Source organism: Ruegeria sp. N8 (assembly GCF_056531325.1).
In genome coordinates, this window is record NZ_JBQFLQ010000001.1 from 510,478 (window position 1) to 530,818 (window position 20,341).

22 protein-coding genes are annotated in these 20,341 nt (G+C 57.8%); 10 read left to right on the forward strand and 12 right to left on the reverse strand.

Features of this window, described 5'->3' with window-relative positions; translation table 11 throughout:
- Positions 1–28: 28 nt before the first annotated feature.
- The 7 genes from mltG to fabD all read right to left on the reverse strand — a co-directional run bounded on the left by mltG (position 29) and on the right by fabD (position 6,343).
- Positions 29–1,189, reverse strand: a complete 1,161-nt coding sequence (mltG, locus tag ACR0C5_RS02575) for an endolytic transglycosylase MltG (protein ID WP_480874334.1) — start codon at positions 1,187–1,189, stop codon at positions 29–31.
- Positions 1,190–2,455 (reverse strand): beta-ketoacyl-ACP synthase II, encoded by a 1,266-nt coding sequence (gene fabF / locus ACR0C5_RS02580; RefSeq protein WP_480874338.1) that lies wholly within the window; start codon positions 2,453–2,455, stop codon positions 1,190–1,192.
- Positions 2,456–2,640: 185 nt separating this feature from the next.
- A complete protein-coding gene (locus tag ACR0C5_RS02585; protein ID WP_480874341.1) occupies positions 2,641–3,384 on the reverse strand; it encodes a 1-(5-phosphoribosyl)-5-[(5-phosphoribosylamino)methylideneamino]imidazole-4-carboxamide isomerase in 744 nt (247 codons plus the stop codon).
- Between the two features lie 118 nt (positions 3,385–3,502).
- Positions 3,503–4,042 (reverse strand): GNAT family N-acetyltransferase, encoded by a 540-nt coding sequence (locus ACR0C5_RS02590; protein ID WP_170782628.1) that lies wholly within the window; start codon positions 4,040–4,042, stop codon positions 3,503–3,505.
- A 141-nt stretch (positions 4,043–4,183) separates the two neighbouring features.
- A complete protein-coding gene (locus tag ACR0C5_RS02595) occupies positions 4,184–4,417 on the reverse strand; it encodes an acyl carrier protein (RefSeq protein ID WP_008756330.1) in 234 nt (77 codons plus the stop codon).
- 208 nt (positions 4,418–4,625) lie between these two features.
- A complete protein-coding gene (gene fabG, locus ACR0C5_RS02600) occupies positions 4,626–5,363 on the reverse strand; it encodes a 3-oxoacyl-[acyl-carrier-protein] reductase (RefSeq protein ID WP_170782629.1) in 738 nt (245 codons plus the stop codon).
- Positions 5,364–5,404: 41 nt separating this feature from the next.
- Positions 5,405–6,343, reverse strand: a complete 939-nt coding sequence (gene fabD / locus ACR0C5_RS02605) for an ACP S-malonyltransferase (protein ID WP_480874346.1) — start codon at positions 6,341–6,343, stop codon at positions 5,405–5,407.
- 171 nt (positions 6,344–6,514) lie between these two features.
- Here fabD and ACR0C5_RS02610 point away from each other — a divergent pair, with 171 nt between their 5' ends.
- Positions 6,515–7,741: a cytochrome b/b6 domain-containing protein gene (locus ACR0C5_RS02610; RefSeq protein ID WP_480874348.1), complete on the forward strand. Its 1,227-nt coding sequence runs from the start codon at positions 6,515–6,517 to the stop codon at positions 7,739–7,741.
- A 68-nt stretch (positions 7,742–7,809) separates the two neighbouring features.
- Here the strand turns inward: ACR0C5_RS02610 and ACR0C5_RS02615 are convergent, their stop codons facing one another.
- Positions 7,810–8,382 carry a YceI family protein gene (locus ACR0C5_RS02615; RefSeq protein ID WP_170770485.1) on the reverse strand — a complete coding sequence of 191 codons (573 nt, stop codon included), beginning with the start codon at positions 8,380–8,382 and terminating at the stop codon, positions 7,810–7,812.
- A gap of 126 nt (positions 8,383–8,508) precedes the next feature.
- Positions 8,509–9,027 carry a hypothetical protein gene (locus ACR0C5_RS02620; RefSeq protein WP_170770483.1) on the reverse strand — a complete coding sequence of 173 codons (519 nt, stop codon included), beginning with the start codon at positions 9,025–9,027 and terminating at the stop codon, positions 8,509–8,511.
- A 285-nt stretch (positions 9,028–9,312) separates the two neighbouring features.
- Between ACR0C5_RS02620 and rpsF the strand changes: the two genes are divergently transcribed.
- The 6 genes from rpsF (at position 9,313) to ACR0C5_RS02650 (ending at position 13,018) form a co-directional block, all read left to right on the forward strand.
- On the forward strand, positions 9,313–9,666 hold the full coding sequence (gene rpsF / locus ACR0C5_RS02625; protein WP_170354526.1) for a 30S ribosomal protein S6: 354 nt from the start codon (positions 9,313–9,315) through the stop codon (positions 9,664–9,666).
- 27 nt (positions 9,667–9,693) lie between these two features.
- Positions 9,694–9,921, forward strand: coding sequence for a 30S ribosomal protein S18 (gene rpsR / locus ACR0C5_RS02630; protein WP_005608650.1), 228 nt, complete (start codon positions 9,694–9,696; stop codon positions 9,919–9,921).
- A gap of 12 nt (positions 9,922–9,933) precedes the next feature.
- A complete protein-coding gene (rplI, locus tag ACR0C5_RS02635; RefSeq protein WP_170782632.1) occupies positions 9,934–10,557 on the forward strand; it encodes a 50S ribosomal protein L9 in 624 nt (207 codons plus the stop codon).
- 152 nt (positions 10,558–10,709) lie between these two features.
- Positions 10,710–11,186: a transglycosylase SLT domain-containing protein gene (locus ACR0C5_RS02640; protein WP_170770479.1), complete on the forward strand. Its 477-nt coding sequence runs from the start codon at positions 10,710–10,712 to the stop codon at positions 11,184–11,186.
- 175 nt (positions 11,187–11,361) lie between these two features.
- Positions 11,362–12,063 carry a LuxR family transcriptional regulator gene (locus ACR0C5_RS02645; RefSeq protein WP_170782633.1) on the forward strand — a complete coding sequence of 234 codons (702 nt, stop codon included), beginning with the start codon at positions 11,362–11,364 and terminating at the stop codon, positions 12,061–12,063.
- A 97-nt stretch (positions 12,064–12,160) separates the two neighbouring features.
- Positions 12,161–13,018, forward strand: a complete 858-nt coding sequence (locus ACR0C5_RS02650) for an acyl-homoserine-lactone synthase (protein WP_170770475.1) — start codon at positions 12,161–12,163, stop codon at positions 13,016–13,018.
- Between the two features lie 93 nt (positions 13,019–13,111).
- On the opposite strand, the gene tig is transcribed toward ACR0C5_RS02650, so the two are convergent.
- From tig to ACR0C5_RS02665, 3 genes are all read right to left on the reverse strand, one after another.
- Positions 13,112–14,443, reverse strand: coding sequence for a trigger factor (tig, locus tag ACR0C5_RS02655; RefSeq protein ID WP_480874352.1), 1,332 nt, complete (start codon positions 14,441–14,443; stop codon positions 13,112–13,114).
- A 184-nt stretch (positions 14,444–14,627) separates the two neighbouring features.
- Positions 14,628–15,752, reverse strand: a complete 1,125-nt coding sequence (locus ACR0C5_RS02660; RefSeq protein ID WP_480874355.1) for a porin — start codon at positions 15,750–15,752, stop codon at positions 14,628–14,630.
- A gap of 290 nt (positions 15,753–16,042) precedes the next feature.
- Entirely contained in the window at positions 16,043–17,638 is a 1,596-nt protein-coding gene (locus ACR0C5_RS02665; RefSeq protein ID WP_480874358.1) for an NAD(P)H-hydrate dehydratase, read from the reverse strand.
- Between the two features lie 170 nt (positions 17,639–17,808).
- Here ACR0C5_RS02665 and ACR0C5_RS02670 point away from each other — a divergent pair, with 170 nt between their 5' ends.
- The 3 genes from ACR0C5_RS02670 to ACR0C5_RS02680 all read left to right on the forward strand — a co-directional run bounded on the left by ACR0C5_RS02670 (position 17,809) and on the right by ACR0C5_RS02680 (position 20,314).
- Positions 17,809–18,147, forward strand: coding sequence for a P-II family nitrogen regulator (locus ACR0C5_RS02670; RefSeq protein WP_170354532.1), 339 nt, complete (start codon positions 17,809–17,811; stop codon positions 18,145–18,147).
- A gap of 30 nt (positions 18,148–18,177) precedes the next feature.
- On the forward strand, positions 18,178–19,584 hold the full coding sequence (gene glnA, locus ACR0C5_RS02675) for a type I glutamate--ammonia ligase (protein ID WP_170354533.1): 1,407 nt from the start codon (positions 18,178–18,180) through the stop codon (positions 19,582–19,584).
- A 100-nt stretch (positions 19,585–19,684) separates the two neighbouring features.
- Entirely contained in the window at positions 19,685–20,314 is a 630-nt protein-coding gene (locus ACR0C5_RS02680) for an MSMEG_1061 family FMN-dependent PPOX-type flavoprotein (protein ID WP_480874361.1), read from the forward strand.
- Positions 20,315–20,341: the final 27 nt, after the last annotated feature.

Below are 20,341 nucleotides of genomic sequence, written 5' to 3' on the forward strand. Positions count from 1 at the left end.
GACGCGATTTCGACGCGGCCCTTTTTTCTTAGTTGCCCGAACTGTTTCTCTCGGCCTCAATCTCGCGCCACTTGGCGACGTTTCGATTGTGCTCGTCCAGCGTTTCGGCAAAAGCGTGCCCACCTGTTCCATCCGCGACGAAGAACACAAAGTTTGTCTCCTCCGGTGCTACGGCGGCCTCAAGACTGGCCAGCCCCGGATTGGCAATCGGGGTCGGTGGCAGACCGTCAATAACATAGGTATTCCAAGGTGTTGCGCGCCGCAGTTCACTGCGGCGCAAGCCACGCCCCAGCGTGCCCTTGCCCTCGGTCACGCCATAGATAACCGTCGGGTCCGTTTGCAGTTTCATACCCCGCTCCAACCGGTTCACGAAGACGCTGGCCACTCGCCCACGCTCATGCGGGACGCCGGTTTCCTTTTCGATGATCGAAGCCAGGATCAACATCTCTTCGGGGTTCGAGATCGGCAGATCATCCTGACGGCTTTCCCAGATCGCGTTGATCCGAAGTTGTTGCTTGTCCTGCATCCCCCTCAGTACGGCCGTCCGGTCGGCTCCGCGCGCGATGTCGTAGCTGTCAGGCGCCAACATCCCCTCGGCGGGTATCTCAGCCACCTCGCCCGTCAACGCGTCGATCTGCTTCAGCCCTTCGACCACCTGCCACGAGGTCACACCCTCGGCCACCGAAACACGATAGCGCGTATCCGCATCTTCGCGTTTCTCGACATAGGCGGCAGGCACCTCGTCCGAGGTCACATCAAAAGTCGCAATCTCATCAAAATCCAGCGTCGCCGGGTTCAGCTCGCGCACGCGGGTCTGAATACGGGTGACGCCGATGCGATATTCGATCTCCGACCCGCAGGTGCTGGCACCGCTGCTGGTGATCTCATCTATGATCTGTTCCATCGACGCGCCTTCGCGCACCAGAAAGCTGCCAGCCTTAAGCTGGGGGGCCTTGTCGGTATAGTCTGCCGCCATCCGAAACAGCACGGCGCTGGTGATGGCGCCTTGCTCTTGCAGCTGTTGGCTGACCGCACCCATGTTCGAACCGCGCTGGACCTGAAGGCAGATCGCAGTTTCAAGCGGGCCCGCGTTTTTGTAACGGGATTGCCCCCACAAGATCAGACCACCCATCAGGAACAAGCCAACCACCAAAACGGTCAGCATGTTCGATGCAAGGGCCCGCCACATTTAACTGACCTTTCCGAAGATCACGCTGGCATTGGTACCACCGAACCCAAAAGAGTTCGACAGGGCCACGTTGATCTCACGCTCGCGCTTGGCGTTGGGGGCGAGGTCAATCGGCGTCTCGACAGCCGGGTTGTCCAGGTTGATCGTAGGCGGTGCAACCTGATCGCGGATTGCCAGGATCGAGAAGATCGCCTCGATCGCGCCCGCCGCGCCCAGCAGGTGGCCGGTCGCCGATTTGGTCGAGGTCATGGTCGCATTCGCCGCGTGATCGCCCAGCAGGCGTTCGACCGCGCCGAGTTCGATCGTATCCGCCATGGTCGAGGTGCCATGCGCGTTGATATAGTCCAGATCTTTCGGCTCCAGCCCGGCGCTGCGTAGCGCGGCTTTCATCGAGCGCTCGGCCCCGTCACCATCCTCGGATGGAGCCGTGATGTGATAGGCGTCACCGGACATGCCATAGCCCAGCACCTCGGCGTAAATCTTCGCCCCCCGCGCCTTGGCGTGTTCATATTCTTCCAGCACGACAATGCCCGCACCTTCGCCCATGACGAAGCCGTCGCGGTCGATGTCATAAGGGCGGCTGGCTTTCTTGGGATCATCGGCATATTTGGTCGACAATGCCTTGCACGCGTTGAACCCGGCAATTCCGATCTCACAGATGCAGCCTTCGCCGCCGCCCGCAACCATTACTTCCGCATCGCCTGCACGAATGATACGGCTTGCATCGCCAATTGCATGGGCACCGGTCGAACAAGCAGTCACGACCGAATGGTTCGGCCCTTTGAACCCGCGACGGATCGACACCTGACCCGAGGCCAGATTGATCAGCGCGCCAGGAATAAAGAAGGGCGACACACGGCGGGGTCCCTTGTCACGGATCAGATTGGCGGTATCCGCGATAGACCCAAGCCCACCAATACCCGAGCCTATCAGAACACCCGTGCTCAAGCGCGCTTCTTCATCTTCGGGCATCCAGCCAGCGTCTTCGCAGGCCATATCGGCAGCCGCAATCGAGTACAGGATAAAGTCCTCAATCTTGCGCTGTTCTTTCGGCGACATCCAATCGTCGGGGTTGAACGTTCCGTTCGTGCCATCACCGCGTGGAACCTCGCAGGCATAGGTCGTCGTGACCCCACTGCCTTCGGCATCAAACTGAGTGATCGGGCCCGCACCGGATTCTCCGTCCAACAGCCGCGACCAGGTTTCCTCGACCCCGCTGGCCAACGGAGTGACCAATCCCAGACCGGTTACAACGACTCTGCGCATGAAATGCCTCTTGCCTGCTTCGTGTTTAAGAAACGCTCATACCCCGGCGTAGGGGCTGGGGGCAAGAGCAAGGGCGCATTCAGCCCAGAACCAGTTATCATCATGTGCGTCGCACAGACACCGAAAAACAAAAACCGCCCCCTCAGGTCGTTTGAGAGGGCGGCAAATTCATGATGGAACCGATTTTACTGGAATTCGGCCACCGGCTCATGTGCGGTCGAGGCCACAGCCAGTGCCTCCGACAGCTCCAGCGTCTTGCGGAACAACGCCCGCCCTACAATCGCTCCCGAAATGTTTGGGATATAGGCCAGGCGCGAGATATCGTCGGCCGTGCGTACAACACCGCTGGCGATGACAGGCGTGCGCGATTTCTCGGCAACCCCGGAGATCAGACCCAACTGCGCCTCGACATCTTCCATGTCGCTGTCGATATCTGTCACCAGAATTGCGGCAAACGGAGTATCGGCGAAAGCTTCGATATAAGCTTCGGCGGTAAATGCGCTTTGACTGCGCCAACCTTCGGTCATCACGTGACCTTGCCAGACATCGACCGCCAGAACGATCTGGTCCGGATACAGCTTTGCCAGCTCTTTAACCAGATTAGGGTCCCAGGCGGCCAATGTACCGATGACGATCCGACCCGCGCCCTTGTCGATCCAATGTTCGACCTGCTCACGGGTGCGCATGCCGCCTGCCAACTGCACCGGGATCTCGGCCGAACGGATGATCTCTTCGACCAGTTCCGCATTAGTATCACGCCCTTCGATGGCGTCGAAGTCCGTCAGGTGCATCCATTCCGCCCCTGCGGCAGCCCAGCTACGGGCTGTTTCGGCAGGGTTCACATGCCAGATCATAGCTTCGTCCAGGCGGCCCTTGTCCAGTGTGACACACCGGCCGTTCTGCAATTCCATCGTGGGGTAAATCCTCATGAGCCTGATCCTCCGCTCAATCCTTGTGCTATACCCCAGTATCATAGCCGAAGAAATTACCCTTGCGGCAACCAGTTTCGGCAAACCACGGGCATTTTGCGGCATCGCAGCACGGGGATCAGTGACGTGTCGGTGGACCTGTCCGGCGCAGCAATTTGACCGACGTTCCTTGATAATCGCAGTCGCGCAGAGGCTGGTACCCCAGTTTTTCCGCCAATCTTTGCGAAGTCTCATTTTCGGAATTTATCATTGCAACCAATGGCCCCGGCATGATGCGGTCAAACCATTCATGCGCGGCCTGAGCGGCCTCAAGCCCCATGCCCTGTCCCTGCGCCTCGGGGGCCAGAACCCAACCTGCCTCGGGAAAACTGTCGAAATCCTCGCCCAACGCACGGTTGCCATAGAAAAAGCCGGCCTGCCCGATCATCTGCCGATTCGATTGCTGAATCACCGCCCACTGACCAAACCCGGCCATCTGCCAATGCCCGGCATTGCGCAAAAACGAATCCCACGCTTCGCCACGCGATCGCGGTTTGCCGCCAATATGCCGCACGACACACGGGTTACGCCAGATCTCGGCGAACCGGTTGAAATCCTCAGGCCGCATGGCGCAAAGCGTCAAGCGTGCCGTGTTTATCATCGGGGTGGATCGTATCATGCCCTGCCCGCTCTGAAATTTTTGCCTCAGCTGAAAGCGTGCGAGCGAAATGGACATCTGACAAGCCTGAATACGCGTCAGGCAACAAAAAACGGCGCCTCCGTTGCCCGGAAGCGCCGCTTTCATAAGATTTCGAAGGTCTTAGGACGCTTCAGATATGAATTTGACGGCGTCGCCAAAGGTCTGGATGGTCTCGGCTGCGTCATCAGGGATCTCGATGCCGAACTCTTCTTCGAAGGCCATAACCAGCTCAACGGTGTCCAGGCTGTCTGCGCCCAGATCGTCGATGAAGGAAGCGTTTTCCGCTACTTTGTCTTCTTCAACACCCAGGTGCTCAACAACGATCTTCTTAACGCGATCTGCGACGTCGCTCATGTCTATTCCTCATTCCATTTCAGGGCATAGTGCCCGGTTCTGCCCTTGCCCGCTCAGGCTGGCCTTGATGTGCCCGTCTGGGCGGTTTGGGTTCCCGATTGCCGGGAAACTAGAAGGCCGACCCTATGGCCGACCCCCGAATTGATGCGCCGCCTATAGCACAGACAACGCCCAAGGCAAACGCTTTCGCGCCTGCCCCGACAGGTGGTCACAACATGGCCATACCGCCGTTTACATGCAAGGTGGTTCCGGTCACATATCCGGCCTCGGGGCTGGCAAGGTACAGAACTGCCGCAGCAATTTCCGATGCATCCCCCATACGTCCGGCCGGGACCTGACCCAGAATGCCCGCCTTCTGATCGTCGGTCAGCTTGTCGGTCATCGCCGTAGTGATAAAGCCCGGAGCCACCGCATTGGCCGTGATTCCGCGACTTGCAACCTCGTATGCCAGCGACTTGGTCATCCCGACCATCCCCGCTTTGGACGCCGCATAATTCGCCTGACCGGGGTTGCCCGTCGCGCCCACCACGGACGAGATGTTGATGATCCGACCCCAACGCGCCTTCATCATGCCGCGCAGCACGCCTTTGCAAAGTTTCGCGGTCGAGGTCATGTTGACGTCGATTACGCTCTGCCATTCGTCATCCGACATACGCATGAACAGGTTGTCGCGGGTGATACCCGCGTTGTTAACCAGAATATCGACTGACCCCATCGCATCCGCCGCCTGCTTGGGCAGTGCGGCCACAGCCTCAGGGTCGCTCAGGTTACAGGGCAGCACGTGGGCACGGTCGCCCAACTCAGCGGCCAGCGCCTCAAGCGGTTCAATCCGTGTGCCGGACAGCGCCACCGTAGCACCGGCAGCGTGCAGAGAGCGCGCGATCTCACCACCGATCCCGCCCGAGGCACCGGTGATCAGTGCGTTCTTACCTGTCAAATCAAACATTCTCTTGTCCTTTTGCTACGCGCCACGCGGCGCGCGGTGTCTTACGATTCGGCTTGTGTCACATTCTGCACGTCATCCGGCGTGCCGACAGCTTTACCCGCGATCGAACGGTCGATTTTGCGGATCATCCCGGACAGAGCTTTCCCTGCCCCGATCTCCCACGTCTCGGTCACGCCCTGCGCGGCCATATACTGCACGCTTTCGCGCCAGCGGACCGAGCCGGTGACCTGCGCGACCAGCAACTGACGGATCAGATCGGGGTCACTGACTGCCTCGGCCCGCACATTGGCAATCAGCGGCACGGCAGGCGCTTTGATTTCAACCCCTGCCAAAGCTTCGGCCATCACGTCGGCAGCAGGCTGCATCAGCGCACAATGGAAAGGCGCGCTGACAGGCAGCATGACGGCCCGCTTGGCGCCCTTTTCCTTGGCAATCTCGGCCGCACGTTCCACAGCAGCCTTCGCGCCCGAGACCACAACCTGCGTAGGGTCATTGTCGTTTGCGGCCTGACAAACCTCACCTTGCGCGGCCTCGTCCGCCACGGCGCGCACGGCCTCAAGGTTCAACCCAAGGATCGCCGCCATCGCACCTTCGCCCACCGGCACGGCGCTTTGCATCGCCTGACCACGGGTGCGCAGAAGACGCGCAGTATCTGCAACCGACAGCGCACCAGAAGCGGCCAGCGCGGAATATTCCCCCAGCGAATGCCCGGCCACAAAGGCTGCATCGGTGACTGAGACGCCCTCGGCCTCCAGCGCCCTCATTGCCGCCATTGACGTTGCCATCAACGCAGGTTGTGCGTTTTGGGTCAGGGTCAATTCAGCAATATCGCCGTCCCAAATCAGGCCGCTCAGCTTTTCGCCCAGGGCTTCGTCCACTTCGTCGAACACCGCCTGAGCAGCGGGGTAAGCCTCAGCCAGAGCTTTGCCCATTCCGATGGTCTGGGCGCCCTGCCCCGGGAAAACAAATGCGCGTGTCATTGCAACCTCTTGGATGACGTTAGGTTGCGGCGGGGTGTAAACTGTGTGATCGCGCGGCACAAGCATTGCCTGATCTCTGCACAAAGGCACCGTATCTGTGCGCTCTGCGCCCTTGAGTCCTGCCCTCACGGCGATAGGTTGAACCCAACCATCTTTTCGCCGGAGCACCCGATGCCCTCGACCAACACGTTTTCCAGCTATGGCAGCGTCACCAAGACCTTCCACTGGCTGACCGCCCTGCTGATCTTCACCGCCTTTCCGCTGGGCTATTTCGCCAATGATCTGGCGCAGGCCATATATGACCCGAACATCCCGACGACCGAGGATGACATCGCCCGCGCGGCGCGCCTATTCTCACTGCACAAAACATTGGGCGTGGCCGTCTTTTTCGTAGCCCTTGCTCGCATTCTCTGGGCCCTGACCCAAACCAAACCCGGCCTACTGAACGCCGACAATAAGCCCGAGGCCTTTGCTGCCGAAACCGTGCATTGGCTGCTTTACGGCTCGTTGGTGCTGGCACCGCTGACCGGCTGGATACACCACGCCGCAGCCGAAGGGTTCGCGCCGATCCTTTGGCCCTTTGGTCAAAACCTGCCGCTAGTCCCCAAATCCCAGCATCTGGCCGAATTCACCGCCAGCCTGCACTGGCTGTTCGTCTGGACCCTAGGTGGCGCGCTTGTGCTGCATATTGCCGGGGCGCTGAAACACCACGTCATCGACAAAGACAGCACATTGCGGCGTATGCTGCCTGGCTCAACCCAGGCCCCCGAGCCCCCGGCCCAACACCATTCGAAGACACCCGCGCTTGCCGCGCTCGTCGTCTGGGGTGCGGTTTTGGTCGGCGGCTGGGGCATCGGCGCGTTCAGCCATCACTCATACGCTCAGGGCGAAGCCACGGCACTGGCCGAAGTCCAATCGGACTGGCAGGTTCAGGAAGGAACTCTGGGCCTTACCATCAACCAGCTGGGTAGCCCAGTCACCGGTAGCTTCCAGGACTGGACGGCCGCCATAGCCTTTGATGAGCCCGCCGAGCCCGGTTTGGCCGGTTCGGTCGAGGTGACGATCTCAATCCCGTCGCTCAGCCTAGGCACGGTCAGTGATCAAGCTATGGGCGCGGATTTTTTCGACAGCGCACAATATCCCACGGCGCTGTTTAAGGCAGATCTATTCAAAACCGAAACCGGGTATGAGGCACGCGGCCCCTTGACCATCCGCGACAAGTCCTTGGACGTTGTGCTGCCGTTCACTCTGGATTTGCAAGGCTACACCGCGACGGTTTCTGGTGAATTGGAGTTGAACCGCATGGATTTCGATGTGGGCACATCGCAACCCACCGAAGCTTCACTGGGCTTCGCAGTCACTGTAAGCGTCGAGCTGACTGCTACGCGCGGTGAATAGCGGCGAACAAACGAAAACCGCCGGGGCAAAAAGCTCCGGCGGTTTCGATTCTAGAATAGTAGCCTTATTTACTCGGCTTTCTGCGCCTCGACCGAGATCTGAACATTAACCTCGTCACCCACGAAGGGTGCGAACTGACCCAGATCGAAATCGCTGCGGATCAGAGTGGTCGTCGCGTCGAAGCCAGCCCACGGCTTGCCTGCCATCGGATGCTCACCCGCCTGGTTCAGCTTGGCGTCCAGTACGACCGATTTGGTTACACCATTCATGGTCAAATCGCCGGTGATATTGGCGGTGTTCTCGCCTGTCACTTCGATGCTGGTGGACGTGAAGGTGACAAGATCGCCTTCAGCGGCACCGAAAAAGTCTTCGGTCATGAAGTGATCTTCGCGCGGTTTCCAGCCCGTGAACATCTCGATAACGGGCATCGAAACCGTCACGCTGGACGCAGCCGGGTTTTCCTTGTCGAACAGGATCTCGCCTTCAAAGCCCGAGAACATGCCATAGGTGGTCGAAAAACCAAGGTGGTTATAGTTGAAAATGACCTGGCTGTGGCTTGGGTCCAGAACGTATTTCTCGGCACTTGCAAACGCCGAAGTCGCCGACACGGCCAGTGCAGCAGCAAGAAGGATGGGTTTCATGACAAACTCCGCAATGTTGTGGATGCAAACCTGTTGGGTTGCTCGGTAACGAAAATGTGCCGCCAAGGGGCGGCACACAAGCTTTATTCGCTCACAACTTCTGTTCCTATATGAACAGAATAAAATTCAGGCGAAGATTGTTACACTTCCACTCAATTGACCCTTGAGCGCTCGGCTGACATCCGCCGACTGCAGGGGCAGCTTCATCAGCAGGCTGCCATCGACATCAAACAGTTCGACCTGATCATCGCTGAATTTGGCACCGCCTAGCGTGTCATAGCTGCGGCGCAGAACCGTTTGCGGGCGGCCGTTTTCGTTCTTTTGCAGAACGCGGACTTCGCGACGGATCGGATCAAAATAGGCATCGGGACGCGAGTCCAGCATCTGAATGGTCAGCAGACTGACACCAACGATCAGGAAAGCAAGCGACGCTGCCATCTTGATCGGCCAAACTTCGGCGGCCATGGCCGAACCCGGTGCCAGCCACATGGAAAAGGACATCACAATCAGGAACGCACCGACCATGCGCGCCAAAATCATGCGCACTTTCCAGTTCGGAGCGAATGTGATCAGAACTGGAACGGATTTCTCAAAACGCGCGCCGGTCGCCGACTGTTCAAGTGTATTCGTATTCATCGCGGTCATTTCTCTCACCCTGTTTCTCAGGTTGCCGTCGTGGGTCCGGTGTGTCCGATCTGTCCCCGGTATGAAATTCAAGATCGACTTGAAAAGCGTCAGGAATTGGGCGGTGCAAAGGAAATAGCAGGACTTCACCAAGGCACGTGTGTCAGGTCTTGCCCCGCCGCCATAAACGTGTATACGGGGCCATCCTTCGCTAATCACATGAATCGCGCAGCCTCTCGTGGCAGGGTCGCGAAGGACCAAACGGCCCCGCCTATGAAATGCGCCTTGATATAAACAGGAGTGCACATGCCACTGTATGAGCATGTAATGATCGCGCGTCAGGATCTGTCCAACGCGCAGGCAGAAAGCCTTGTCGAACATTTCGGCACTGTTCTGGCTGACAACGGCGGCAACGTCGTCGAAAGCGAGTACTGGGGTGTCAAGACGATGGCCTACAAGATCAACAAAAACCGCAAAGGCCACTATGCCTTCCTGAAAACCGACTCGCCTGCTGGCGCGGTTCAGGAAATGGAGCGCCTGATGCGCCTGCACGAAGACGTCATGCGCGTTCTGACCATCAAGGTCGACGAACATGCCGAGGGCCCCTCGGTCCAGATGCAGAAGCGCGACGAGCGCGAAGGCCGCCGCGAGCGCCGCTGATCAACGCCTGACGAAAGGACATAAACCATGGCCGCAAAACCATTTTTCCGCCGCCGCAAGGTCTGCCCGTTCTCGGGCGAGAACGCGCCGAAGATCGACTATAAAGACACTCGTCTGCTGCAGCGCTACATCTCTGAGCGTGGCAAGATCGTTCCCTCGCGCATCACCGCCGTTTCGGCGAAAAAGCAGCGTGAACTGGCCCGTGCTATCAAGCGCGCCCGCTTCCTCGCCCTGCTGCCCTACGCCGTGAAGTAAGGAGAGACTGATATGCAAGTTATCCTGCTGGAACGCGTTGCGAAACTGGGTCAGATGGGCGACGTCGTTGACGTCAAGCCCGGCTACGCCCGCAACTTCCTGCTGCCCCAAGGCAAAGCTCTGAGCGCGTCCGAGTCGAACATCGCCTCGTTCGAAGCCCGCAAGGCGCAGCTTGAAGCGCACAACCTGGAAACCAAGAAAGAAGCTGAAGCACTGGCTGAAAAGCTGGACGGTCAGCAGTTCATCGTGATTCGCTCGGCGTCGGATGCCGGTGCTCTGTACGGCTCGGTCACTCCGCGTGACGCTGCAGAGGCCGCGACCGAAGCTGGCTTCACCGTCGACAAGAAACAGATCGCCCTGATCGCACCGATTAAGGAGCTGGGTCTGCATTCGCTGGCAGTCAAACTGCACCCCGAGGTCGAAGTTGAAATCAAGATGAACGTCGCCCGTTCGGAAGAAGAAGCCGAACTGCAAGCTTCGGGTAAATCGATCCAGGAACTGGCCGCTGAAGAAGAAGCCGCCGCAGAATTCGAAATCGCCGAGCTGTTCGACGATATCGGTTCCGCCGCGTCTGACGACGAAGACCTGATTGCCGAAGAAGCACCGGCTGCGGAAGAAGACGACGCGAAAGCGTAACCTTCAACCTGCGAACTTCGAAAAGGCCGCACCATTTTGGGCGGCCTTTTTTCATGCACGAACTGGGCGGCATAATTCAGCCTGAATTTCCAGCTACCCTTGCGGCCAGAGACAAGTTTCCTAGTATTTCGTCCAAAATTCCGGAGCCCTTGATGACTCAGATCCCGCGCCGCAGTGTCTTAGCCCTTCTTCTTGCCGCACCGCTGGTGGCTTGCGGCACCCCCGACACACCGACGCGTGCGGCCTTTGATCCCCCGCTTTACCCGAACGAAACGCCCGAGCTGCGGGCATCGATCAATAAATGGGCCGATCACTACGAATTGCCGCGCGAGCTGGTGCACAAACTGGCTATTCGCGAAAGTACGCATCGCCCCTGGGCCGTGAACCGACCCTATTACGGGCTGCTGCAAATCCTTCCGGCCACTGCACGGTCCATGGGCTACCAGGGCGATCCGCAGGGGCTCCTCGACGCCGACACCAATTTGGAATTTGCCGGCAAGTACCTGCGCGGCGCATGGCTGCTGTCCGACGGCGATCAGCAACGCGCGATCTTTCTCTATGCCAAAGGCTACTGGCCCGAGGCAAAAGCACGCGGATTGTTGGTTGAAACAGGGTTGGTTCCCGAATAGCCCTCCGAGGCTGCCGAAAACCTTGTATTAATGCGTTATGACGTCGCGAATGGCGGATAATAACACTACACATGTGAACAAACTGCTTGCGCGCTGCCTTACGCCTCGTAAGATTTACTGAACATTAACGCCGTTAACCTCTGAACCGAGGTTAACCTCCGTAAAGGTTGAAAAGTTGAAGCTGATCGACTTGGCCGCTATCGACCACGAGGAAAAGTCAGCCGCTGACATAATTGACGCGGTTTGTTCCGAGCTTGGCTTTGATTACGCATCCTATGCAACATTCAACCCCGTAAAGGGAGATGTTCAAGGCTACGCGAACTATCCTGACGAATGGAAGATTCACTATGGTACGCAGGGTTTTCATAAATTTGACCCGACTTTGTATCAATCCGTGCTCAGTATCGCCCCCGTAGACTGGGGTCGCTTTAACCATGATGACAAGTTCCACACCGTGTTTCGGGACGCCCATGACTTTGGCATCACGACCCGAGGCCTTTCGGTTCCGGTGCGCGGCCCTTACGGCGAATGCGGGCTGCTGAACGTAACGCGTGACTGCTCGGACGACGAATGGGACAAGCTCAAGCGGCACGTGATGGGGGACCTGCAACTTGCCGCCGTACACGCCCATGACACGGTCATGCAGTCGGGTTTGTTGGGCAAAGCACTATACCTACCTGCCCTGTCAACGCGCGAGAAAGAGATCCTTCAATGGGCGGCCGTGGGTAAATCTCAGCAGGATATCGGTGATATCCTGTCCATCTCACACCGGACCGTCGAAGTGCATATGCGGTCAGGGCGGGAAAAACTAGGCGCATTGACCACGCCGCAGGCGATCGGACGGGCCGTTAGTCTCGGCCTGATAGCTCCCGGTTAACAAAAAAACTAAAATTCTACGGGAATCCCCTAATAGTCTCAGATCACAACTTTGTTAATCCTCTGTTCACGGTAACCAATCTGTAGGGGGATGGAACATGATCATCGTGATTGATGGGATGAACCAACACAAATTCAAAGACATCTTGGATGAGATGTATCAACTGCGCGCACGGGTCTTCGGCGACCGCTTGGGATGGGACGTAAACATCCAGGACGGGCGAGAGATCGACAGGTTCGATACGCTCAATCCTGCACACGTGGTCAGTCTGAACGACGAGGGGAACGTCGTTGGCTGTATGCGTCTGCTGCAGACCACAGGGCCTCATATGCTGGCCGATGTGTTTAACGCGATCCTGGATGGCGAGCCGCCTGTGCGCAGCGCCCAGATTTGGGAGGCAACCCGGTTTTGTGTCGACACTAAAAAGTTGGGGCGCGGGAGGGGTGAGAATTCGGTCTCCTATGTCACCAGCGAAGTCATGATCGGTTCGTTCGAATACGCCAAGACAGCCGGAGTGCTGGACTCGATCGCTGTTATCGACCCGGTGATGAACCGCGTCCTGCAACGATCCGGGAACGCGCCTTATGACTATCTGGGCACCGCGAAACCCATGGGGAAAGTGGTGGCGATGGCCGCCCTCATGGATTGCTCGGACGAGCGTATTTCAGGAATTCGCGACTATGCTGGCATCGCCCATGACGTGTTTCTGACCGACGAACAAGCGCTCCAGCTTTTCGCCAAGTCCAACGTCAAACCACAACCCAAACCCGCAAACTTCGATCACAAGCCACTGAGTCAAATGGAAAAATACTTCGTAGAACAAATGAGCGCCGCAACCACCCAGGAAGAGGTCAATGCCGTATTGCGCTTGATAGAAGAACTCTCGGACAAGTTCACACCCGAGCAGAAGATAGCCCTGATGCGTTCCCCCCGTGCTCTAGCTCATGGGGCCTGACCCCCTCACCTCAGAAGTTAGAGCCACTTAGTCGGAGCCGCCTTTATCAGGCGGCTCCGTATTCTTTTGCCCGGCTACGCGGGCGACAAAGGATTATTCCTCGTCCAGCGCCTCAACAGCTTTTTGCAAGTCGTCTTTGCTAACTTCCTTGTCAGCAACCTGAGCCAGCTCGACGATATAGTCGATGACTTTGTCCTCGAAGATCGGCGCGCGCAGTTGCTGCTGCATCTGGGCATTCTGCTGCACGAACTCAAAGAACTGACGTTCTTGACCAGGGTACTGACGCGCCTGATTCATGATCGCCTGAGTCATCTCTGCATCGGTGACTTCAACCTCGGCCTTCTGGCCCAGCTCCGCCAACAGCAGACCCAGACGCACGCGGCGCTCGGCCAGTTTGTTGTGCTCGTCGGTGGGCTCGATCGGGTCGTGATCGTGACCTTCGACATCGGGGTTTTCCTCGTGCCACAGCTGGTGCGCGATTTGCTTGGCTTCGGCTTCTACCAGCGACGGTGGCAGGTCGAACGACACTTTCTCATCCAGCACGTCCAGCAGAGCGCGCTTCATCACGGCCCGCGATGCGCCGTTGTATTCGGCTTCCAGACGCTCCGAAATCTGACCCTTCAGCGCATCCAGATCTTCGGCACCGAATTTGGTGGCCAACTCGTCGTTGATCTCGGCGGCGACGGGCTCTTTCACTTCTTTGACGGTGCAGGTGAAAACAGCTTCCTTACCGGCCAGATGCTCGGCACCGTAATCGGTCGGGAAAGTGACGTTGACGTCTTTTTCCTCTTCGGCTTTCACGCCAACCAGCTGTTCTTCAAAGCCGGGGATGAAGCTGTTCGAGCCCAGAACCAGCGGGTACTCCTCGGCCGAACCGCCTTCGAATTCTTCGCCGTCTACTTTGCCGACGAAGTCGATCACGACCTGATCACCGTCCTTGGCTTTCGAGCCTTTACGGCGCGCTTTGAAATCCTGCGCGGTTTCAGCCAGGTTGTTCAACGCTTCTTCGATCGCCGCGTCGTCGGCTTTGACGACCAGCTTTTCCAGTTCGACCGATTTCAGGTCAACTTCAGGAATGGCAGGCAGCGCCTCATAGGACATCTCGACATGGACGTCGTCGCCTTCTTTCCAGTCCTCGTTGGTCATCTTGACCTCGGGCTGCAGCGCAGGACGGTCGCCGCTATCCTCAAAGTGCTTATTCATCGCACCGTCGATGCTTTCCTGCATCGCTTCACCCAGCAGGCGCTGGCCGAACTGCTTTTTCAGCAGCGCCATCGGCACTTTGCCTTTGCGGAAACCTTTCATTTCGATTTCCGGCTGTGCCTCGACCAGTTTTTCATTCACTTTGTCGTCCAGCTCAGCTGCGGAAACGACAATATTGTAACCGCGTTTCAGACCTTCGTTCAGCGTCTCGGTAACCTGCATTATGGTAGTCCCCATAGGATTCGGGGCGCGCAAAACGGCGCGCCGGGCAAATTTGAGGCCTTCTATTTGCCCTGCCCCCAACGTGCAAGGGGCAACTGCCCGATCAGCCTTGTTTTGCCGCGGATTTGAAGAAAAAACGCCCCGGACTGGGCCGGAGCGTTTGTTGTTGGCTGCAACTGTCGTCTCAGAACCGCCAGCGCGCGCCCAGAGCCCAGGCTTCGTTCTCGTCGAAATCGACCATATCGTCAAAATCGTGGCGGCGGTATTTCAGATAGGCATCCGTGTTGATGCTGTCGATCCGCTGCACAACCGCGATGCCCCAGGATTTGGTGCTTGATCCTTCATTCTGGAAATCGGATCCGTCGAAATAGTCGATCCCGATACCGGTTTTCCCCCAAGACACCCAATCGGTCTCATAGGCGATCTTTGTGTACCAATAATCCGGATCGCTAGCCCCATCAGAGGTATTGTCCCGCGTCCCCAGAGCCGCCGTGAAACTGAACCCGCTCGGCAGCAGCACCGAGGCCGATCCGATCGTATCCCGACGTTCACCTGACCCATCATCAAAGTCGCGCACCGCATAGGCGATTGTGGCCGCAAACTCGATCCCATTTGTGAAGGTGTTTCCGTAAGATACTGCAATATCGTAATAATCGTCGTCGTCACTGCTGGACAAAATATTCTGACCATAGGCGATAGCGCCCGAGAACCCATTGTAACTAGGCGTGTCATAACGGATACGCCCGCGCCGCGCCCCGTCAAAGTTGCTGGCGGAATCTCCAACCGTGATGTCGCTCAGTATCCCGTCGGGCTGGCGATAGAAAAAGGCACCGTTCTCGTCATTGGTGAACGAATACAGCACAGTGCCAACATAGGACAGATCAACCTCGGCCGCGCCATCGGACGCCATGCTGCCCTGCCCTGCCGAGAATTTGCCATAGCTGCCTTTCAGGGCGAAATCGACGTGGCGAATATCTTCGCGCGACCAGCCATCATTATTGGTGCCGTCCTGATTGGCCGAACCGGTGCTGGGCAGCCCCAATCCGGTTTCAAACCGGAACGTGAACTCGTTGCTGCCATAGGGCTGCATCAGGCGAAGCCCCACACGGCTGTTCGACAGATCATTGTCGAGCAAACGGGTTTCCGTTTCTTCCCCGTCATCTACCGAGACGATGACCGGGTGAATCTGGCCGTAGAGCTCGACATAGCCGCCGCTGTTATTGTCGTATCGCAATTGCGCCATTGCCGGAACGGCAGTCGTTACGGCCAACACTGCAGCCAGAGAATGAATTCTAAAATTCTGGGTCATTTCAGTCACCATGAGAAAAACTGTTTTGGCGCTGCTCAATTTTTTGTCTTCTACCTGCCTAGGACGGGCGCTGAACGCACAAGTGATGCCTATTGCCTTCCGTAACGTACCTCACACCGCGTCCTCGAAATCTGGCTTCTTTTTAAATTCTTACTTCTCGCAAAACCTTCCCTTGCTTCCAGGTTCGTTCGTCCCAAGGCACAGACACAATTGTCGATTGGTCAGCTTCACCCTTCAGACGGCCATTACCAGTGCAGCAACCAGCGTTCGGCGACACGTCGAATATACAATCATATATCTATGTTTTTCAATACATATGGCAGTTGCTCAGGCAAATCCTCGGCAATCAAGCCCGGCCCAAAGCTGCGCGCACATTCCACATGCAACCACGCCCCAGTTTCCGCAGCCTGCATGGGCGCGAACCCTCGGGCCAGCAAACCGGTGATGAACCCGGCCAGCACATCTCCAGACCCCGCCGTTGCCAACCAAGGGGCAGAACGGTCGTAAAAAGCCGCATTGATCGAGCATCTACCATCCGGCGCCGCAATCACCGTATCCGGCCCCTTGAAAAGCACCACACACCCAGCACGCTTGGCCGCCTCTCGCGTGGCATCCACCTTCGAATAAGCCGGTCCCTTTGTCGGCGTCGCCGCCAGCTTTTCGGTAATATCCGGGAAGAGCCGCGCAAACTCGCCCCCATGCGGGGTCAGAACACACTTGTCGTGCAACTTCGAGAACAAAGCCGCCGGGTCACCCTCAAACGCCGTCAGAGCATCCGCATCCAGCACGGTCGCCCGCTTGGCCTGCAACGCAACAGGCAGCAGTTCGCGCGCCCGCTCCAACCCCATTCCCGGCCCAAGACAGAGCGCATTCAACCGCTCGTCGCCCAGCGCATCCGCAAACCCCTCGGCCCCATCAATCCGCCTCACCATGAGGGCTGTCACCTGCGCCGCTACCTCCATCCGAGCCGAGCCCGGCACTCCAAGCGTCACCAACCCAGCCCCAATCCGCAAAGCCCCCCGCGCCGCCAACCGCGCGGCGCCAGTTTTCGCCGCGCCGCCAGTGAGGATAAATGCGTGGCCGTGGGTGTATTTGTGGTCTGCGCGCCCCTTGAACACGCGCTTTGGAGCACCTTCGATCATTTTCAAAACCGGGCGCTCGGCCTGACTATTCCAATGCTCCGCCAACCCGATGGACTTGACGATCAAGCGGCCCGATTGGATGGCCCCGCGATCAAGAAAATGTCCACGCTTTGCAAGGTGAAATGCGACCGTCAAGGAGGCCACCGCAAACGGACCGAGTGACTTACCGCTATCAGAACAAAGCCCAGACGGGGTATCAACCGCGATAACTTTAACGCCCCCTAGCGCAATCCACGCATCCAAGGACTGCAAGACCTGCCCTAGTTCTCCTTCAACGGGACGCGCCAAGCCCGTACCGAAGACCGAATCCACGACGATGTCGGGCTTTGCCGCATTTTGAAGTGCGCCCTGTTTGCTCAAATGCTGAACAGCCCCCAACTCCACCCACCGCCCATAGTTCTCCCGTGCATCCGGCGGCAGTTTCTCGGCATCTCCATACAGAAACACGTCAACTGCCCAGCCCAGCCCATGCAAAAGCCGCGCTACAACAAACCCGTCGCCACCGTTATTCCCCGGCCCACACAGCACCACAGCGCGCAGCGGATCCTCTTCATCTGGCCCCAAATATCCCGGGGAGCGCGAGGGGCTGGCCCCTCGCCTGTCCAACTCCGGCCACTCCTCGAAAATCGCCTCGACGACGCCCTGCCCGGCACGCTCCATCAACTCCAGCCCGGTAACTTCACCAGACCCAATCGCGGCCTGTTCAATGGCCCGCATCTGCGCTCCGGTCAGCAATTCCGTCATCTTAAAATCCCATCCGGATTCAATTTTGATTACTTTTTGTGCAAATCGACCAAAATTTAACCTACAGCTTCTTTTCCAGACACCCAACCCAGACCAAATCCGTAATCCGATTGCCCACTGAACTTAGACGTGGTCAGTGCCACCCTGACAAGAGTTAAAGGGAGCCCAGTATGAAGAAGATCGAAGCGATCATCAAACCGTTCAAGCTGGACGAAGTAAAAGAGGCGCTGCAGGACGTAGGCGTCCAGGGTCTCAGTGTGATTGAGGTCAAAGGCTTTGGCCGTCAGAAAGGCCACACCGAACTCTATCGTGGCGCGGAATATGTCGTCGACTTTCTGCCCAAAGTAAAAGTCGAGGTCGTTTTGGACGACGATCAGGTCGATGCTGCCATCGACGCCATCGTTTCGGCCGCTAAGACCGACAAGATCGGCGACGGCAAGATTTTTGTGTCGCCCGTTGAGCAAGCCATTCGCATCCGGACCGGTGAAACCGGCTCGGAAGCGCTGTAATCGAACACTCCAATCAGAGGAAAATAGAGTATGAGCAAGGACGCAGTTCTTCAGCTGATCCGTGATGAAGACGCAGAATACGTCGACATCCGCTTCACCGACCCGCGCGGCAAGCTTCAGCACGTCACCATCATGTCGGACCAGGTTGACGAAGACTTCCTGGAAGAAGGCTTCATGTTCGACGGCTCGTCGATCGCTGGCTGGAAATCGATCGAAGCATCGGACATGAAACTGATGCCCGACACCGAAAGTGCCTATGTTGATCCGTTCTACGCGGAAAAGACCATCTGCCTGCACTGCTCGATCGTTGAGCCCGACACCGGCGAAGCCTATGAGCGTGACCCGCGCGGCACCGCCCAGAAAGCCGAAGCCTACCTGAAAGCTTCGGGTATTGGTGACGTTGCCTACATGGGCCCAGAAGCCGAATTCTTCCTGTTCGACGACGTCCGTTTCTCGAACAGCATCAACAAGGTATCTTACGAAGTTGATGCAACCGACGCGTCGTGGAACACCGACACCGAGTACGAGATGGGCAACATGGGCCACCGTCCCGGCGTCAAGGGCGGCTACTTCCCCGTGAACCCTGTTGACGAAGCGCAAGACCTGCGCTCAGAGATGCTGTCGACCATGAAGCGCCTGGGCATGAAAGTGGACAAGCACCACCACGAGGTTGCTTCCTGTCAGCACGAGCTGGGCCTGATCTTCGACAGCCTGACCAAGCAAGCTGACGAGCTGCAGAAGTACAAGTACGTCATCCACAATGTTGCACATGCCTACGGCAAATCGGCCACCTTCATGCCAAAGCCGATCGCAGGCGACAACGGCACCGGTATGCACGTGAACATGTCGATCTGGAAAGACGGCAAGCCTCTGTTCGCTGGCGACAAATACGCTGACCTGTCGGATGAAGCGATCTACTTCATTGGCGGCATCCTGAAGCACGCCAAGACCCTGAACGCCTTCACCAACCCGTCGACCAACAGCTACAAGCGCCTGATCCCGGGCTTCGAAGCACCTGTTCTGCGCGCCTATTCGGCCCGCAACCGTTCGGGTTGTGTCCGTATTCCATGGACCGAAAGCCCGAAAGCTAAGCGCGTCGAGGCTCGCTTCCCCGACCCAGCCGCGAACCCCTACCTGGCGTTTGCTGCTCTGCTGATGGCTGGTCTGGACGGCATCAAGAACAAAATCGATCCGGGCGAAGCCATGGACAAGAACCTGTACGATCTGCCGGCCGAAGAACTGGCCGACATCCCGACCGTATGTGGTTCGCTGCGCGAAGCGCTGGAAGCTCTGGCCTCCGATCACGACTTCCTGCTGCAGGGCGACGTGTTCACCAAAGACCAGATCGACGGCTACATCGCACTGAAGATGGAAGAAGTCGAAACCTACGAGCACACACCGCACCCGGTCGAGTACGGCATGTACTACAGCTGCTGATCCAAGAATTTTCGACGAAAATTCTTCCAAGGGCGCCCAACCGGGCGCCCTTGTTTCGTTTCGGGTGATCTTCCAGACTGCCTGCCAAGGAGGAGATCCCATGGACACCGAGTTTACGCATTTCGTGACCACCGCCGAAGAATTGGAACAGATAACCGGCGCGCCTCTGCCCCAGATCATCGCCAAGGAATTGCCCGCTCTGGATCAGATGTGCCGCGACTTTGTTGCAACCTCGCCGTTTTGCATCATTGCCTCTGCCAATCCCGACGGACATTTGGATGTGTCACCGCGCGGAGACCCAAGCGGTTTTGTTCACGTGCTCTCGGACACCCTGATCGCCATCCCCGACCGTCCTGGCAACAAACGCGTGGACACGTTCCACAACATCCTGAAAGACCCACGCGTCAGTTTGATTTTCTTCGTGCCCGGCAAGATGGAGACATTGCGCATGCGCGGAACGGCCCAAATCTGCGCCGACCCAAAGCTGCTGGACACCATGGCCGTGCAAGGTCGCGCGCCCAAGCTGGCCTTACTGATCAAAGTTCAAACCGTCTTCGCCCATTGCCCCAAATGCGTGATCCGCGCAAACCTGTGGAACCCTCAGGATTGGCCAGATTCGTCAAACCTGCCGAACATGAACGCCATGATGGTCAAGCACGCGCGGATCAACAAAACTCCGGATGAATGGTTCGAAACCCTCAAGCAAAGCGGAGAACTGGATCTGTACTGACCCCCTTTGCGGGACAGCTCTCGGTAC

Bases quoted from the DNA above. Each gene is read 5' to 3' on its own strand.
- ACR0C5_RS02670 (WP_170354532.1), top strand. From the start codon at position 17,809: ATGAAGAAGATCGAAGCGATCATCAAACCGTTCAAGCTGGACGAAGTA.
- ACR0C5_RS02595 (WP_008756330.1), bottom strand. From the start codon at position 4,417: ATGAGCGACGTCGCAGATCGCGTTAAGAAGATCGTTGTTGAGCACCTG.
- ACR0C5_RS02650 (WP_170770475.1), top strand. From the start codon at position 12,161: ATGATCATCGTGATTGATGGGATGAACCAACACAAATTCAAAGACATC.
- fabG (WP_170782629.1), bottom strand. From the start codon at position 5,363: ATGTTTGATTTGACAGGTAAGAACGCACTGATCACCGGTGCCTCGGGC.
- glnA (WP_170354533.1), top strand. From the start codon at position 18,178: ATGAGCAAGGACGCAGTTCTTCAGCTGATCCGTGATGAAGACGCAGAA.
- rplI (WP_170782632.1), top strand. From the start codon at position 9,934: ATGCAAGTTATCCTGCTGGAACGCGTTGCGAAACTGGGTCAGATGGGC.
- ACR0C5_RS02620 (WP_170770483.1), bottom strand. From the start codon at position 9,027: ATGACCGCGATGAATACGAATACACTTGAACAGTCGGCGACCGGCGCG.
- ACR0C5_RS02585 (WP_480874341.1), bottom strand. From the start codon at position 3,384: ATGAGGATTTACCCCACGATGGAATTGCAGAACGGCCGGTGTGTCACA.
- ACR0C5_RS02610 (WP_480874348.1), top strand. From the start codon at position 6,515: ATGCCCTCGACCAACACGTTTTCCAGCTATGGCAGCGTCACCAAGACC.
- ACR0C5_RS02615 (WP_170770485.1), bottom strand. From the start codon at position 8,382: ATGAAACCCATCCTTCTTGCTGCTGCACTGGCCGTGTCGGCGACTTCG.
- ACR0C5_RS02665 (WP_480874358.1), bottom strand. From the start codon at position 17,638: ATGACGGAATTGCTGACCGGAGCGCAGATGCGGGCCATTGAACAGGCC.
- ACR0C5_RS02590 (WP_170782628.1), bottom strand. From the start codon at position 4,042: ATGATACGATCCACCCCGATGATAAACACGGCACGCTTGACGCTTTGC.
- ACR0C5_RS02680 (WP_480874361.1), top strand. From the start codon at position 19,685: ATGGACACCGAGTTTACGCATTTCGTGACCACCGCCGAAGAATTGGAA.
- ACR0C5_RS02660 (WP_480874355.1), bottom strand. From the start codon at position 15,752: ATGACCCAGAATTTTAGAATTCATTCTCTGGCTGCAGTGTTGGCCGTA.
- fabD (WP_480874346.1), bottom strand. From the start codon at position 6,343: ATGACACGCGCATTTGTTTTCCCGGGGCAGGGCGCCCAGACCATCGGA.
- tig (WP_480874352.1), bottom strand. From the start codon at position 14,443: ATGCAGGTTACCGAGACGCTGAACGAAGGTCTGAAACGCGGTTACAAT.
- mltG (WP_480874334.1), bottom strand. From the start codon at position 1,189: ATGTGGCGGGCCCTTGCATCGAACATGCTGACCGTTTTGGTGGTTGGC.
- fabF (WP_480874338.1), bottom strand. From the start codon at position 2,455: ATGCGCAGAGTCGTTGTAACCGGTCTGGGATTGGTCACTCCGTTGGCC.
- rpsF (WP_170354526.1), top strand. From the start codon at position 9,313: ATGCCACTGTATGAGCATGTAATGATCGCGCGTCAGGATCTGTCCAAC.
- ACR0C5_RS02640 (WP_170770479.1), top strand. From the start codon at position 10,710: ATGACTCAGATCCCGCGCCGCAGTGTCTTAGCCCTTCTTCTTGCCGCA.
- rpsR (WP_005608650.1), top strand. From the start codon at position 9,694: ATGGCCGCAAAACCATTTTTCCGCCGCCGCAAGGTCTGCCCGTTCTCG.